Here is a 15,417-nt window from a genome sequence, read left to right as displayed (position 1 = left end):
CTACCGTGATGGCCGGAGTAAACAAAGTAATTTTAGTAGGCAACTTGGGCAAAGACCCCGAGGTGCGGCACCTGGAAGGCGGCGTGAGCGTGGCGCACTTCACCCTCGCCACCAACGAGTACTACAAAGACAAGCAAGGCACGCGCGTGGAGCGCACCGAGTGGCACAACATCTCCGCCTGGCGTGGCCTGGCGGAGATGGCCGACAAATTCCTCAAGAAAGGCCAGCAGGTGTACATCGAAGGCAAGCTGCGCACCCGCCAGTACCAGGACAAAGACCAGCAAACCCGCTACATCACCGAAATCATCGCCGACGAGATTTCCATGCTGGGGGCCCGGCCGGGCGGCTCCGCCGGGGCACCGGCCGGCGTGGCCGAGCCCGCGGTCAGCTTCCGGCAGGAGCCGGAGCTGGACCAGCTGCCGTTTTAGCAGTGCTCCGTCTCGTTTTTGAAAAGCCCCGGCACTGCGCCGGGGCTTTTTTCGTTGCGGCGGGGCTGGAGTACCTTTGAAGGGCGGCGACAACTAATAACATTTCGTGACACACGTTTCCATTCTGCCGCGCCTGGGGCAACGACTGGCTTGGCTGGGGGCCCTGGCCCTTGGGCTGGCCGCCTGCACCGCCGCGCCCGACTTCACGCCCAAGCCCAAGGGCTACAACCGCATCGTGCTGCCGCCCCACCGCTACCGGCCCCTGCCCACCGGCCACCCCTACACGTTTGCCTACTCGCAGTTTGCGGTGGTGAAGCGCGACTCGTCGTACATGGCGCAGCCGCACTGGCTGAACATCTACTACCCGCAGCTGCATGCCAACGTGCAGATTACGTACATGGACGTGGCCCGCGACAAGCGCCTCTACAACAAGATGATGGAGGACGCCCGCAAGCTCACCGGCAAGCACCAGGTGAAGGCCACGGCCATCGACGAGCGCATTTTGCAGATGCCCGACGGCATGCGCGCCTCGGTATTTGAGCTGCAAGGCGAGGTGCCGAGCCAGTTTCAGTTTTATACCACCGACAGCACCAAGCACTTCCTGCGCGGGGCCCTGTACTTCCAAACCGCCACCGCCAACGACTCGTTGGCCCCGGTGATTGAGTACGTAAAAACCGACATGGTGCAGATGCTGAACACGTTGAAATACCGCTAATATGAGCCGTTAGCTATTGGCCGTTAGCTGTTAGCTTTCCGGGCCCGGCTGGCGTTATTCAAGTCATTTATCGAAAAGCTAACAGCTAATAGCCAGCAGCTAACAGCTCAAAAACATGAGTTTCTTTACTACCCGGCTGGAGTTTTTGCGGGGCGTGGGGGCCCAGCGGGGGCAGCTGCTGGGCAAGGAGTTGGGCCTGTTTACCTACGGCGACCTGATTCAGCGCTATCCGTTCCGCTACCTCGACCGGACGCAGTTTTATAACGTCGTCGATTTGCACGAAGACCTGCCTTACGTGCAGGTGAAGGGCATTTTACGCAACCGCCAACTGGTGGGCGAGGGCCCCAAGCAGCGCCTCACGGCCACGCTGAGCGACGCCAGCGGCGACCTGGACCTGGTCTGGTTCAAGGGCATCAAGTGGATGCAGCAAATCGTGCAGAACCAGAAGGAGTACATCCTGTTTGGCAAGCCCACGATGTTCAACGGGCGGCCCCAGATGGCCCACCCCGAGCTGGAGGAAGTGACCGAGGCCAAGGCGGGCCAGAGCTTTTTGCAGCCGGTGTACAACACCTCCGAAAAGCTCAAAAACTACCACCGCGTGGACAGCAAGGCCATTATGCGGATGGTGGGCGACCTGCTTGCCATTGCCCTGCCGCACGTGGGCGAGACGCTTTCGCCGGTCCTCATCGAGCAGTACGCGCTGATGGGCAAGGCCCAGGCCATGCAGCAGATTCACTTCCCGCAGAACCCGGACTTGCTGGCCGCGGCCCGGTTCCGGCTCAAGTTCGAGGAGCTGTTCTACATTCAGCTCAAGCTGCTGCGCCAGAAAGACCAGCGCAAGGTGACGCTGGCCGGGCAGATTTTCAACCAGGTGCCCACGCTGGTTGACTTCTATAACAACCACCTCAGCTTCGACCTGACGGGGGCCCAGAAGCGGGTTATCCACGACATTTACAAGGACTTCTGCGCCGGCCAGCAGATGAACCGGCTGTTGCAGGGCGACGTGGGCTCGGGCAAAACCATCGTGGCCTTCATCGCCATGCTGATGGCGGCCGACAACGGGGCCCAGAGCTGCCTGATGGCCCCCACCGAAATATTGGCCGACCAGCACTACCAGGGCCTGAAGGTGTACGCCGACGCGCTGGGCATTCACCTGGGCAAGCTCACGGGCAGCACCCGCACGGCCCAGCGCCGCGTGCTGCACGAGGAGCTGCGCAACGGCACCATGCACATGCTGGTGGGCACCCACGCGCTGCTGGAGGACGTGGTGCAGTTCCGCAACCTGGGCCTGACGATTATGGACGAGCAGCACCGCTTCGGGGTGGCGCAGCGCTCGAAGCTATGGCAGAAAAATCCGCACGTCATCCCGCACGTGCTGGTGATGACGGCCACGCCCATCCCGCGCACGCTGGCCATGACGCTGTACGGCGACCTCGACGTGAGCGTGATTGACGAGCTGCCCGCCGGCCGCAAACCCATCGTGACGGTGCACCGCTACGACGCCAACCGCCTGAAAGTGTTCGAGTTCATCCGGCAGCAGGTGAAGCTGGGGCGGCAGGCCTACATCGTGTACCCGCTGATTGAGGAGTCGGAAACCCTGGACTACAAGGACCTGACCGACGGTTACGAAAGCGTGACGCGCGCCTTCCCGGAGATGCAGATCAGCATGGTGCACGGGCGCATGAAGGCCGAGGAAAAGGACTTTGAGATGGCCCGGTTCGTGAAGAAGGAAACCCAGATTATGGTGGCCACCACCGTGATTGAAGTGGGCGTGAACGTGCCCAACTCGTCGGTGATGGTGATTGAGTCGGCCGAGCGGTTCGGCCTTTCGCAGCTGCACCAGCTGCGGGGCCGCGTGGGCCGCGGGGCCGACCAGAGCTACTGCATCCTCATGTCGGGCTTCAAGCTGAGCAAGGACGCCCGCACCCGCCTCGAAACGATGGTGCGCACCAACAACGGCTTCGAGATTGCCGACATCGACCTGAAACTTAGGGGCCCCGGCGACCTGATGGGCACCCAGCAAAGCGGCGTGCTCGACCTGCTTATTGCCGACCTGGCCAAGGACGGGCGCATCCTGAGCGAGAGCCGCGCCGCGGCGCAGGCGCTGCTGGCGGAAGACCCCGAACTGGCGCGGCCCGAAAACGGCAACATCCGTCACCACATCGACAGCCTGCCCGCCACAGCCGTGAACTGGAGCCGCATTAGCTAGCAGGCGGCCCTAAAAAAAGCGGCTCCGAACGGGAACCGCTTTTCTTTAAAACAAGGCCAACACGCTGGCACCGGTAGCCGTGCGCTGCGAGCCGGCGGGTTCGGTGTGCCGTACCAACACTACTTGGCTGTCGTTCGGGGTGCGGGGTGGCACAGGAGCCGCTAGTTCCGAAAAAGTGGCGACGGTGACAGGCGGATTAGGCCGCGACCAGCGGCCGACAACCACAAAACTTAAGAGTAAAAAAAGTTTTCCAATGGTCTTCATAAAGTAAATTGCCTCTTGGGACGGAAAGAATAATTCTTGAAATATTTACAATCAATCAGAGCGTAAAACAATGCCTATGAATTCTTAAGGCAAGTTAAGGCATTTGGATTAATCCATGCGACTGTGGAGTTGTCCTTTAAACGGTGCCGCCATACGTAAGTTTAACCGCTCGGGTTTTGATTAGGCTAAGCTTTTGTTGCCGAACCGAGTTCTAAAAATAGCCTGGGCTTAATTAGTATGGCTCGTAGAGGAGAACATTTTTGCTTCGCCGCCCTGCTTAAATTGCCCGAGCTTTCTGAAATTAATCTTATTTTTTCATAAATGAGTTACCGCAACTATTGGGCTTTATTGACCGTGGCTGGGCTGATGGCCACCGCCCCTGCCCAGGCCCAGAAAGTTAAATCTGTGCCTTTCAGCTACCAGCCCGAGCAAGGAGCTGACCGCTACGACAGCCGGGTGCCCATTAAAACTTTACCCTTGGCCGACGGCAGCGGGTTCGTCATTTTGGCCCACCAGGCCACCAGCGGCTATGCCGTGGAATGCTACGACCAAGCCCTAAAAAAGCAGTGGGCCGCCGCGCTGCCCGTGGCCCCCGGCGAAACGGTCGAGGCCTTCGGGCTGGGCCCCGAGCAAGCTTGGGTGGTGCTGCACCACGCCGACGAGGGCGGCCAGAACCTGACCGTGCATCCGGTGGCCCTGCGTAGCGGCCAGCTGGGGCCCCCGGTGGTACTGGTAGCGGCTTCCGCCCACGACCGTCGCCCCGGCGTAGCCATTTCGCCCGATGGCACCCACCTGCTGGCCTTTGCCTACCAAAACCGCGAAGAGCAAATTCGGGCCCTCGACGCCACACTGTTTGACCAAAAATTAACCAAGGTACTGAGTCGCACCTATGACTTCCGGGCTACGCGCGACTTTTTTTCGCCCAACGTGCTAGTGGCCAACGACGGGGCGCAGCTCGTGACCATGCTCAGCGAAGGCATGAGCAAGCTGGCCGTGCGCCGCTACCCGGCCACGCCCGACCTGCCCACGCAGGCCACGCCGGTGCCGGTGCTGGGCGTGCCGGTGGGCGGCATGTTCGGGGGCCGCACCATCCGCATCCGCGACGCCCGCTTCAAGCTGCTGCCCGACGGCCAGCTCTACGCCGCCGCCCTGGTGGCCGACTACGACTCGGGCGAGCTGACGGGCCTGAAAGTGGTGCGGTTCGACTTCGACAAGAACGACATCAAACTGAGCGATGAAGTACCTTTTAATGCCGCCTACCTGGCCGCTGTGGGCCTGGCTACCGGCGCGCCCGCTCCCAAGCGCCTCGAAGACATTTACCTGGCCGACTTGCTGCTGACCCCCGAGAAGAACCTGGTGGTGCTGGCCGAGCGCCACTACGAAGAAGGAGGACCCGAGCTGCCCGTGCACGCCCGCGAAATCCACGCGTTCGGCTACAACAGCTTTGCCCGCCCCAGCTGGCACAAGCTGGTGGCCAAAGACCAAACGGCCCCGGCCGTGGACAGCTACACCGGCATTGGCTTCCGGGCCGCCGTGTTCGGCGAAGAAATTCAACTAGTGAGCTTGGAGGCGCTGGCCGGCAAATCGGACCTGTACCTGCGCCGCCTGCAAGCCGTGGGCGGGGCAGTTTCGGACCCGCAGCGCCTGAAGCTGAACGTGGCCGACGACCAGCAGCTGGCTTATGTGAAAGACTTTACAGCCTGGCTTACCCCCAAAACCATCATTGGCATCAGCCGCCCCAATAAGCGGTCCGCCGCTTTGCAACTCAACCGGGTGGAGTTGAAATAAACTATTTACCGGCCACTAAAAAGCCGCTTCCGTATCCGGAAGCGGCTTTTTAGTGGCTAGCGTTTGGGTACTAGTAAATATAATCGTTGGCCTCAATCAGGCCGGCGGCCACGCGGCGGCGGGCGTCTTTCACATTGAAGAGGTCGGCCTTGATGAAGCGCTTGAGGCCCATCACCAGCAGGCGCTGCTCGTCGCCTTCACTCATGCTGGCAATGGCTTCTTTGGCAGCTTTCTCCACAATGTCAACGGTATCGGAGAGGTACACGCGGGCCATGTCCAGCTCGCGGCTCAGGGCCTCCTCGCCTTTGGTGGAAATCTCTTTTTCCACGCGCAGCAGGGTGCTTTCCGCCACGTAGGTTTTGATGGCCATGTCGGCGATGTTGGTCAGCACTTCCTGCTCTTTGGCGAGCGTGGCCGTGTACTTCTGCACGGCCGTGCCGGCCACCATCAGGATGGCTTTCTTAAGGTTGGCGATGGACTTCTTCTCGGCGGCAAACGGCGAGTCGTCGCTCTCGCCCATGCTCGGGATGGCCAGCAGCTCCTGCTGCACGGCTTGGGCAGGGCCCATCAGGTCGATTTCGCCCTTCAGGCCCTTCTTCAAAATCATGTCCACCGCCAGCATGCGGTTGATTTCGTTGGTGCCCTCGAAGATGCGGTTGATGCGCGAGTCGCGGTAGGCGCGGTCCATCGGGTAGTCGGCCGAGAAGCCGTAGCCCCCAAAAATCTGCACGCCTTCGTCCACCACGTAGTCGAGCACTTCCGAGCCTTCTACTTTCAGCATGGCGCACTCCACGGCGAATTCGCGGGCGGCCCCGAGCAGGGCTTCGTTGCTGCCCTTGCCCTCGGCCAGCAGCCGTTGCTCCATGCGGTAGATGTCGTCGCCGGCGCGGTAAATGGCCGATTCCACGGCGTACATGCGAATGGCCTGCTGGGCCAGCTTGTAGCGAATGGCGCCGAACTTGCTGATGGGCAGCTTGAACTGCACCCGCTCGTTGGCGTACTTAATGCTTTGGATGGCTGCGCCTTTGGCCCCGCCCAGGCAGGCGGCGGCCAGCTTGATGCGGCCGATGTTGAGCACGTTGAAGGCGATGAGGTGGCCCTTGCCAATCTCGCCCAGCACGTTTTCCTTGGGCACCTGCGCATCGGAGAAGAACACTTGGCGGGTGCTGCTGCCCTTGATGCCCATCTTGTGCTCCTCGTTGCCGAGGCTCAGGCCGGGCGTGTCTTTGTCCACGATAAAACCGGTGAACAGCTCCCCGTCAATCTTGGCAAACACGATGAACACGTCGGCAAAGCCGGCGTTGGTAATCCACATTTTCTGGCCGTTCAGCACGTAGTGGGTGCCTTCGGCGTTGAGCACGGCCTTGGTTTTGGCCCCCAGCGCGTCGGAGCCCGAGCCGGGCTCGGTGAGGCAGTAGGCCCCCATCAGGGTGCCGTCGGTGAGGCCGGGCAGGTATTTTTCCTTCTGCGCGTCGTTGCCGAAGTACAGGATGGGCAGCATGGCGATGCCCGTGTGGGCCGCGAAGGCCACCGGGAACGAGTGGCCGCCGCCCACGCCTTCCGTCACGCGCAGCGCCGTGGGGAAGTCCATGTCCAGGCCCCCGAACTGCTCGGGAATGCTCACCCCAAACAGGCCTTGCTGGCCGGCTTTCTCCATCAGCCCGCGCATGAGGCCCTCCTCGTGGTTGTCGAGGCGCTCCAGCAGCGGCGTTACTTCCTGCGCCACGAAGTCCAGGCAGGTTTGGTGCATCAGCCGCTGCTCTTCGCTAAAATCGGCCGGCGTGAAAACGTCCTGCGCATCGGTCGGCTTGATGATGAATTCGCCGCCCTTCACGACAGCTTTTTGGGATACTTCCATGACGGTTGTTGAGTGAAGAATTGAGGGATGGAACTTGGAAAGTGTTAGGCACGCCTACTATTATGGCAAACAGCGGGACCCGGGATTTGATACTGCAAGATAAGAAGAAATGTTAGGCGTGCCTACTATTTAACCAAGTAAGAATCTCAATAGCTAAGAATTTTCTAATCTGAATCTGCTTCATTATGGTCGTAACACGGATACCAAGTATAAGACGGGGTGCGAACTCGATAATGAGCAATCTCAGGCTGTTGTACTATCCAGTCTCTCATCCAATGGCGGTCAGATTCCCTAATAGCGGGAACAGGGACAAGGTTGTAATTCGTCATAACCCAGAAATCATCCGCCCTCCCAATCACGTACAAGCCTTGCGATTCAATAGCTGCTTCCATTTTTTGCCAAAAGGGCAATCTAGTCTCATCATCGTCGGCCAAGTTCAATTTAAGGCAAACGGCGAATCCATCGTACTGAAACTCCTGAAGCCGCAGCTTCTTGCGCAGTCGCTTTTTCATGATTTCAGCTAAAATCGTCTGTCATGCTGACGGAGAAAGCATCTTGTCAAAGTAGCACAACAGTTATGCAAACCTGATAAGATGCTTCTTTCGTCAGCATGACAGACGATTCAGACGGAGCAGGGCCTTACTTCAGCAACTCATAAATACCCGCCACGCCCTGGCCGCCGCCCACGCAGGCGGTTACGATGCCGTACTTCTGGCCCCGGTCGCGTAGCTCGTCGAACAATTGGATGGAGAGCTTGGCCCCCGAGCAGCCCAGCGGGTGGCCCAGGGCAATGGCCCCGCCGTTCACGTTCAGCTTTTCGGCATTGATGCCCAGCTCGCGCACCACGGCCAGGCTCTGCGAGGCGAAGGCCTCGTTTAGCTCGAACAGGTCGATGTCTTCCAGCTTCATGCCGGCTTGCTTGAGGGCTTTCGGCACGGCCTTGATGGGGCCCATGCCCATGATGCGCGGGTCGACGCCCTCGGTGGCGTAGGTGACCATGCGGGCAATGGGCTCCAGGTTCAGCTCCTTTACCATCCGCTCGCTCATCACCAGCACGAAGGCCGCGCCGTCGGAGGTTTGAGAGGAATTACCGGCCGTGACGCTGCCGTTGGCGGCGAACACGGGGCGCAGCTTGGCCAGGGCCTCCACCGAGGTATCGGCGCGGGGGCCCTCGTCGGTGTCCACCACGTAGGAGCGGTTTTTCTTCTTACCGGTGGCTTGGTCGAGGTAGGTTTCCTCGACCGTAATAGGCACGATGCTCTTCTTGAACTTGCCGGCGGCAATGGCCTTGATGGCCTTCTGGTGCGAGGCGTAGGAGAATTCGTCCTGGTCCTGGCGCGAGATTTTGTAGTCCTGGGCCACGGCTTCGGCCGTCAGGCCCATGCCCATGTAGTAGTCGGGGTGCTCGTTGGCGAGCTTGTAGTTGGGCACCGTTTTCCAGCCCACGGTGGGCACCATGCTCATGCTTTCGGTACCGCCGGCGATGATGCACTCGGCCATGCCGGCCGTGATTTTGCCCACGGCCATGGCGATGGTTTCAACGCCCGAGCCGCAGTAGCGGTTCACGATGAGGCCCGGCACGTTGATGGGCAGCGCCAGCAGCGAGATGAGGCGGCCCATTTGCAGGCCCTGCTCGGCCTCGGGCACGGCGTTGCCCACAATCACGTCGTCCACGCGGCTAGGGTCCAGCGCCGGCACCGACTTGACGAGGTGCTTGATAACCTCGGCGGCGAGGTCGTCGGGGCGGGTGAAGCGGAAGACGCCCCGGGGGGCTTTGCCGACGGCGGTGCGGTAGCCGGCGACGATATAGGCGGTTTGGGTCATGATGATGCTAGAGGGTTTATCGCACGGAGTTCACAGAGTTTCACCGAGTTTCACAGAAAAAAACTCTTCCTAACTCGGTGAACTCTGTGCGAAATAATTAATTACGCAGCGGCTTGCCAGTGGTGAGGATGCTCTGAATCCGCTCCAGCGTCTTGCGCTCCCCGCAGAGACTCAAAAACGCATCGCGCTCCAAATCCAGCAGGTATTGCTCGCTCACTTCGGTGGGCGCACTCAGGTCGCCGCCGCACATCACGTAGGCCAGCTTGTTGGCAATCAACTCGTCGTGCTTCGAGATGTAGTTGCCCTGCTGCATGGCGTACACGCCGGTGCGGAACATGGCCAGGGCCCCCTTGCCGTGCACCTTGACGTTGGTTTTTTGGGTGGGCTGCGAGTAGCCGGCATCGGCCAGCTCCAGGGCGGCGGACTTGGCCTGGGCGATGACGCGGTTGGCATTCAGCACCACTTCGTCGCCCCGGCGCAGGAAGCCCAGGTCGAAGGCTTCGGCGGCGGAGGTGGATACTTTGGCCGTGCTGATGGTCATGTAGGTGTTGCGCAGCAGGTTGAATTCCGGCTCGCCGTCTTCGTACTTGGCGGCGGTGCGCAGCGTCATTTCTTTGGTGCCGCCGCCGCCCGGTATCAGGCCCACGCCGAACTCGACGAGGCCGATGTAGGACTCGGCCGCGGCCACCACTTTGTCGCAGTGCAGGTTTAGCTCGCAGCCGCCGCCCAGCGTGAGGCCGTGCGGGGTGCCCACCACCGGGATGCTGCTGTAGCGCATCCGCATCATGGCCTGCTGGAACTGCTGAATCATCAGGTTCAGCTCGTCAAACTCCTGCTCCAGGGCCTGCATGTACACCAGGCCCAGGTTGGCCCCGGCCGAGAAGTTGGGGCCGTCGTTGCCCACCACGAGGCCGCGGTAGCCGTTTTCGGCCATCTCCACGCCTTTCAGCAGGCCCAGAATCACGTCCTGGCCCAGCGAGTTCATTTTGGAGTGGAACTCCACGTTCAGAATCCCGTCGCCGAGGTCGATAACCGAGGCCCCGGCGTTGTGCCACAGCACCTTGCCGCTGGCCCGCAGGTTGTCGAGGATGATGAAATTCTCCACGCCCGAAACGGGCTGGTACTGCTTGCTCGCAATGTCGTAAAACTCCCGCACGCCCGCGGCGCTCACCTTGTAGAAGGTGGCGTGGCCGGCGGCCAGCATTTCCGTCACCCACGGGGCCACGGTGCGGCCGGCAGCCTGGGCCAGGTCGATGCCGGCCTGCACGCCCAGCGCGTCCCAGGTTTCGAAGGGGCCCAGTTCCCAGCCGAAGCCGGCGCGCAGGGCGTCGTCAATCTTGTGAAGCTGGTCGGCAATTTCGGGCACGCGGTTGCTCACGTAGGCGAAGAGGCCCCCGAAGCTCAGGCGGTAAAACTCGCCGGCCTTGTCTTTGCCGGCCACCAGCACCTTGAAGCGGTCGGCCAGCTTCTCGATGGTTTTGGTGGCTTCCAGCGTGGCAAATTTTACTTTCTGGCTCGGCTTGTACTCCATTGTGGCCAAGTCCAGGGCGTAGATTTCCGACTTGCCGCCCTCGCCCTTCACTTTCTTATAGAAGCCCTGGCCGGTTTTGTCGCCCAGCCACTTGCTCTCGCCCATCTTCTGGATGAAATCGGGCAGCTCGAACACGTCCTTGGCCTCGTCGTGGGGCAGGCCCTGGGCTAGGCCGTTGGCCACGTTGATGGTCGTGTCGAGGCCCACCACGTCGGAGGTGCGCAGCGTGGCCGATTTGGCGTGGCCAATCACGGGGCCCGTCAGCTTGTCGGTTTCTTCCACCGTCAGGCCCAGCTTTTGCATGGTTTTCATGCCGTCGAGCAGGGCGAACACGCCCACGCGGTTGGCGATGAAGCCGGGCGTGTCCTTGGCCAGCACGGTGGTTTTGCCCAGGTACAGGTCGCCGTAGTGCACCAGGAAATCCACCACGTCCGGCGCGGTTTCCGGCGTCGGGATGATTTCGAGCAGCTTCAGGTAGCGCGGCGGGTTGAAGAAGTGCGTGCCGGCAAAGTTTCGGCGGAAGTCGTCGGAACGGCCCTCGGCCAGCAGGTGAATGGGAATGCCTGAGGTGTTGCTCGTAATGAGCGTGCCCTTCTTACGAAACTGCTCCACCCGCTCGTAAAGGCTCTTCTTGATGTCGAGCCGCTCCACAACCACCTCAATCGTCCAGTCGCAGCCGGCAATTTCCTTGAGGTTGTCGTCGAAGTTGCCGGTTTTGATGCGGCTGGCGTCGGCTTTGCGATAGAGCGGCGAGGGGTTGGCAACGATTGCGGCCTGGAGCGCAGTATTTACGATGCGGTTGCGCACGGCGGGTGCGTCCAGCTTCAAGCCCTTGGCTTCTTCGGCGGGCAGCAGGTCTTTGGGGGCGATGTCGAGCAGCAGCACCTGCACGCCGATGTTGGCGAAGTGGCAGGCGATGCGCGCGCCCATGACGCCGGAGCCGAGGACGGCAACTTTCTTGATGGTTCGTTTCATTCAGTTCAAAGGACTGGGTGGGCGAATGCGTGACTTGAGAACGGTGCTAAGCGGGTTTTTCCTGGAGCAGCGGCTTCAATTCGAAGCCGTCGAACAGGGTTTTGCCCTCAATCATGCCGGTGATTTGGGCGGCTACTTTCAGGAACACGTCGAGTTGGGCCTGCGGGATTTTCTCGCGCACCTTCTGGTTGAAGTGGCGCACGGTCTGACGCGAAACTTCCTTTTTCTCCAAGCCCAGGGCCGTCAGGAAGATGCGCACCGAGCGTTTGTCCTGGGTGTCGGCCTGCTTGTAAATCAGGCCCTGCTCTTCCATGCTGCGCAGGATGCGCGTGAGGCTGCGGGTTTCGAGGCCCAGCAGCGGCGCGATTTTGGTGGCCGGGATGCCGTTTTCCTGGTCGATGTTCAGCAGCACGAAGCCGATGCTGGTGGTGATGTCGTTCTGGGCCGCCTGGTTGTTGTACATCCGCGAAATGGCGTGCCAGGCCACTTTGATGTTGTAATCGACGGTTTCTTCGGGTTTCATACGAGTGGATAAGGGCAGTAAACTTACAAAGGATTTGTTAGGCTTGCATACTACTTATGGCAGAACTTTTGGGCCCGCAGGATTAGCTGCCTGGCTCAATCGGCGGCCGGGCTGGGCCGCACGTGCCCGTGGTCCGGGCGCATCATACCGCGCTTTGCTTATACAAGCCTTCGATTAGCGCCTTGTTTTTCTCCGTTATCACCTTGCGCTTCACCTTCATGGTGGGCGTCATCTCGCCGCTTTCTACGGTCCACTGCTCGGGCAGGAGCACGATGCGCTTCACCTGCTCCCACTGCGCGAAACTCTGGTTGTACTTTTTTACCAGGCCCTCGTACAGATCCACAACTTTCTCGTTTTTAATGATTTCCGCGTCGGATGCCTCGGGCACACCGTGGCGCTTGCACCAGCCCCGCAGGTCGGCGAAGGACGGGACGACCAGCGCGGCGGGAAACTTCTGGTCGGCCCCCACCACCATGGCCTGCTCGATGAGCGGGTCTTCCTTGAGCTTGCCCTCAATGACTTGCGGGGCAATGTACTTGCCGCCCGACGTCTTGAACATTTCCTTTTTGCGGTCGGTGATTTTCAGGAACCGGCCATCTACCAGTTCGCCGATGTCGCCGGTGTGCAGCCAGCCGTCGGCGTCGATGGTTTCGGCGGTGAGGTCGGGCTTGTTGTAGTAGCCCAGCATCACGGACGACGACTTGGTGAGGATTTCGCCGTCGGCCGCGATGCGCACTTTCATGTTCTCGATGAGGGGCCCCACGGTGCCAATCAGGTTGTCGCGGGGCTCGTAGCCGTTCACGGCAATCACGGGCGAGGTTTCGGTGAGGCCGTAGCCCTCCATCACGCGGATGCCGGCCGCCCAGAACACCCGGGCCAGGCGCGGCTGCAGGGCCCCGCCGCCGCTCACGATGCAGCGCAGGTTGCCGCCCAGCGCCTCGCGCCACTTGCTGAAGATGAGTTTATTGGCCAGCGCCAGCTCGGTGTTGTACACAAAGCCCTGGTTTTTCTGGGTGTCGAATTTCAGGCCCAGGTCCAGGGCCCAGAAGAAAAGCTTGTGCTTGACGCCGGTTTGCTCGTGGCCCTTGGCCACGATGCGGTCGTACACTTTTTCGAGCAGGCGCGGCACGGTGGTGAAGATTTCGGGCTTCACCTCGCGCAGGTTTTCGGCGATGGTTTCCATGCTCTCGGCGTAATAAATGCTCACGCCGCTCATCATGTACAAATACGTCACCATGCGCTCGAAGATGTGGCACAGCGGCAGGAAGCTCAGGGCCTTGTCGTGCTCGTTGACGGGCACGAACCGCTTGGAGTTGCGGCAGTTGCTGAGCAGGTTGTCGTGGCTGAGCATCACGCCCTTGGGCTGGCCGGTGGTGCCGCTGGTGTAAATCAGGGTCATCAGGTCGCCGGGCTCCACGGCGGCTTTCAGGGGCTCCAAATCGGCGGCCTGGCCCTTTTTTCCCAGTTCCAGCAGCTCGCTGAAATGGCGGGCCCCCGCGACTTTATCAAACGTGAAAACGTTGGCGGCCGGGATGTTCAGGCCCGCCGTGGCCTCCTGCACCTTGTGAAACAGCTTTTCGTCGGACACGAACACCGCCTTCACGCCGGCGTCGGTGAAGATGTACTTGTAGTCCTCGACCGTAATGCTGGGGTACATGGGCACGCTGGTGCCGCCGATTTGGGCGATGCCGAAGTCGGCCAGCAGCCACTCGGGCCGGTTGAGGCTGATGAGGGCCACTTTGTCGCCGCGCTGCAGGCCCAGGGCCACCAGGCCAAGGCTGACCAGGTTAATCTGGTCCTGGGCCTGCTGGGTGCTGGTGGGCGTCCACTGGCCGTCGATTTTGGCGGCCAGGGCGTCGGCCTTGGGGAACTTGGCGAGTTGGTAGGGCAGGATATCGAAAGAGCGGCGAACGTCCATCAGCGGGTGGGATAAGGCTTTGGCGGGGTGAAATCGTGGATAAATAAACGAGCTTTTTTGATTAGATGAGCGGCAGGTAGTCGGCTTGCCGACCTTCTACCCCGCCCCGACCGGCCAAATGATGCGGCGGCCGTGCCGGGGAGGAGTAATTTCGCGCTCCCGCCTTTTTGCGCTTCCATGAACCTGGCCCTGTTTTTTGACCCGCTCGCCGACGACGAGCACCCGGCCTCCCCCACCGCCCTGGCGGCTTACGCCGCCCGCTTCACCGAAACCTTCCCCGACTGGCGCGGGGCCGACCTGGCCATCCTGGGCCTCGACGAGTGGCGCGGCAGCGCCGCGGGGGCCCCGCCCGCCGGCCACCACGGGGCCAACCGCGTGCGCGAGCGATTTTACCAGTTGCAGAAAGGCACCGGAGCCCTGCGGCTCGTGGACCTGGGCAACCTGCGCCCCGGCCTCACGCTGGACGATACCTACCAGCGGCTGCGCGAAATCGTGGCCGCGCTGCTCGACGCCAACACCGTGCCCGTGCTGCTGGGCGGCTCGCACGACCTCGACTACGGGCAGTTCCTGGCCTACGAAACCCAGGAGCGGCCGGTGAGCTTTGCCGTGGTGGACGCCCGCCCCGACATGGCCGAGCCGGGCCCCGCCACCGCCCCCGAAACCAGCCACCTGCGCCGCCTGCTGGTGCACGAGCCCAACTACGTGTTCAGCCTGGCCCACCTGGGCCACCAGCAGTACCTCACGCCGCCCGAGGTGCTGGTGGCCCTGGAGAAGATGCACTTCGACACGATGAGCGTGGGGGCCATCCGCACCGACCGGCGCCAGGCCGAGCCGCTGGTGCGCCAGGCCGATTTCCTGAGCATCGACCTGGCGGCCGTGCGCTGGCCCGACGCCCCCGGCTACGCCCCCGCCAACCCCTTCGGCCTGAGCGCCGACGATGCTACCCAGCTGTGCTGGTACGCCGGGCACAGCGAGCAGCTCACGTCGCTGGGCCTCTACGGCTACCGGCCCGAGCACGATGCCCACGGCCTGGCCGCCGCCGCGCTGGCCACCATGCTCTGGTACTTCGTGGAAGGCTTTTACCACCGCCGGCCCGAAACCGGCTTCGGCACCTACCGCTTCCTCACCTACACCGTGGTGCTGCCCGGCAACCCCGACAAGCTCGTGTTCTACAAGTCGCGCCGGGCCGAGAAGTGGTGGATGGAGGTGGAAAGCCTGGGCGACAGCGCCGTGAAGCGCGTGGTGCCGTGCTCGTACGAAGACTACCTCCACGCCTCGCAGGGCGACCTGCCCGAGCGCTGGATTCGGTTGCAGGCGCTGCTGGGGTAACCTCACGAGACCCCTACGGGGCGGGCCCCTCTCCTGCGGAGAGGGGTGCCAGTAC

At 61.6% G+C, this 15,417-nt stretch carries 11 protein-coding genes; 5 read left to right on the top strand and 6 right to left on the bottom strand.

Going from position 1 to position 15,417, the window contains the following annotated elements; translation table 11 throughout:
* Nucleotides 1-8: 8 nt before the first annotated feature.
* The 4 genes from HNP98_RS06590 to HNP98_RS06575 all read left to right on the top strand — a co-directional run bounded on the left by HNP98_RS06590 (nucleotide 9) and on the right by HNP98_RS06575 (nucleotide 5,404).
* The gene (locus HNP98_RS06590) at nucleotides 9-428 is read left to right on the top strand and encodes a single-stranded DNA-binding protein (protein WP_173809243.1); all 420 of its coding nucleotides are present in this window, start codon (nucleotides 9-11) and stop codon (nucleotides 426-428) included.
* Nucleotides 429-552: 124 nt separating this feature from the next.
* Nucleotides 553-1,143: a gliding motility lipoprotein GldD gene (gldD, locus tag HNP98_RS06585; protein WP_449551671.1), complete on the top strand. Its 591-nt coding sequence runs from the start codon at nucleotides 553-555 to the stop codon at nucleotides 1,141-1,143.
* 115 nt (nucleotides 1,144-1,258) lie between these two features.
* Complete coding sequence (gene recG, locus HNP98_RS06580; protein ID WP_173809242.1) at nucleotides 1,259-3,352, top strand: ATP-dependent DNA helicase RecG; 2,094 nt, start codon at nucleotides 1,259-1,261, stop codon at nucleotides 3,350-3,352.
* A 585-nt stretch (nucleotides 3,353-3,937) separates the two neighbouring features.
* Nucleotides 3,938-5,404 (top strand): hypothetical protein, encoded by a 1,467-nt coding sequence (locus HNP98_RS06575; protein WP_173809241.1) that lies wholly within the window; start codon nucleotides 3,938-3,940, stop codon nucleotides 5,402-5,404.
* Between the two features lie 70 nt (nucleotides 5,405-5,474).
* Here the strand turns inward: HNP98_RS06575 and HNP98_RS06570 are convergent, their stop codons facing one another.
* The 6 genes from HNP98_RS06570 to HNP98_RS06545 form a co-directional block, all read right to left on the bottom strand.
* Nucleotides 5,475-7,262, bottom strand: a complete 1,788-nt coding sequence (locus HNP98_RS06570; protein ID WP_173809240.1) for an acyl-CoA dehydrogenase family protein — start codon at nucleotides 7,260-7,262, stop codon at nucleotides 5,475-5,477.
* 164 nt (nucleotides 7,263-7,426) lie between these two features.
* Nucleotides 7,427-7,774: a 50S ribosome-binding protein YggL gene (locus tag HNP98_RS06565; protein WP_173809239.1), complete on the bottom strand. Its 348-nt coding sequence runs from the start codon at nucleotides 7,772-7,774 to the stop codon at nucleotides 7,427-7,429.
* A 127-nt stretch (nucleotides 7,775-7,901) separates the two neighbouring features.
* Nucleotides 7,902-9,086 carry an acetyl-CoA C-acyltransferase gene (locus HNP98_RS06560; protein WP_173809238.1) on the bottom strand — a complete coding sequence of 395 codons (1,185 nt, stop codon included), beginning with the start codon at nucleotides 9,084-9,086 and terminating at the stop codon, nucleotides 7,902-7,904.
* A 97-nt stretch (nucleotides 9,087-9,183) separates the two neighbouring features.
* Nucleotides 9,184-11,592, bottom strand: a complete 2,409-nt coding sequence (locus HNP98_RS06555; protein ID WP_173809237.1) for a 3-hydroxyacyl-CoA dehydrogenase/enoyl-CoA hydratase family protein — start codon at nucleotides 11,590-11,592, stop codon at nucleotides 9,184-9,186.
* A 46-nt stretch (nucleotides 11,593-11,638) separates the two neighbouring features.
* Complete coding sequence (locus tag HNP98_RS06550; protein ID WP_173809236.1) at nucleotides 11,639-12,115, bottom strand: MarR family winged helix-turn-helix transcriptional regulator; 477 nt, start codon at nucleotides 12,113-12,115, stop codon at nucleotides 11,639-11,641.
* Between the two features lie 142 nt (nucleotides 12,116-12,257).
* Complete coding sequence (locus tag HNP98_RS06545; protein ID WP_173809235.1) at nucleotides 12,258-14,033, bottom strand: AMP-dependent synthetase/ligase; 1,776 nt, start codon at nucleotides 14,031-14,033, stop codon at nucleotides 12,258-12,260.
* A gap of 177 nt (nucleotides 14,034-14,210) precedes the next feature.
* Here HNP98_RS06545 and HNP98_RS06540 point away from each other — a divergent pair, with 177 nt between their 5' ends.
* Nucleotides 14,211-15,362 (top strand): formimidoylglutamase, encoded by a 1,152-nt coding sequence (locus HNP98_RS06540; protein WP_173809234.1) that lies wholly within the window; start codon nucleotides 14,211-14,213, stop codon nucleotides 15,360-15,362.
* The last annotated feature ends 55 nt before the right edge of the window (nucleotides 15,363-15,417 follow it).

This window comes from Hymenobacter caeli, assembly GCF_013294115.1.
Lineage (GTDB): Bacteria > Bacteroidota > Bacteroidia > Cytophagales > Hymenobacteraceae > Hymenobacter > Hymenobacter caeli.
The sequence above is the reverse complement of the archived record's forward strand: the minus strand, read 5'-3'. Positions and strand labels throughout refer to the sequence as shown.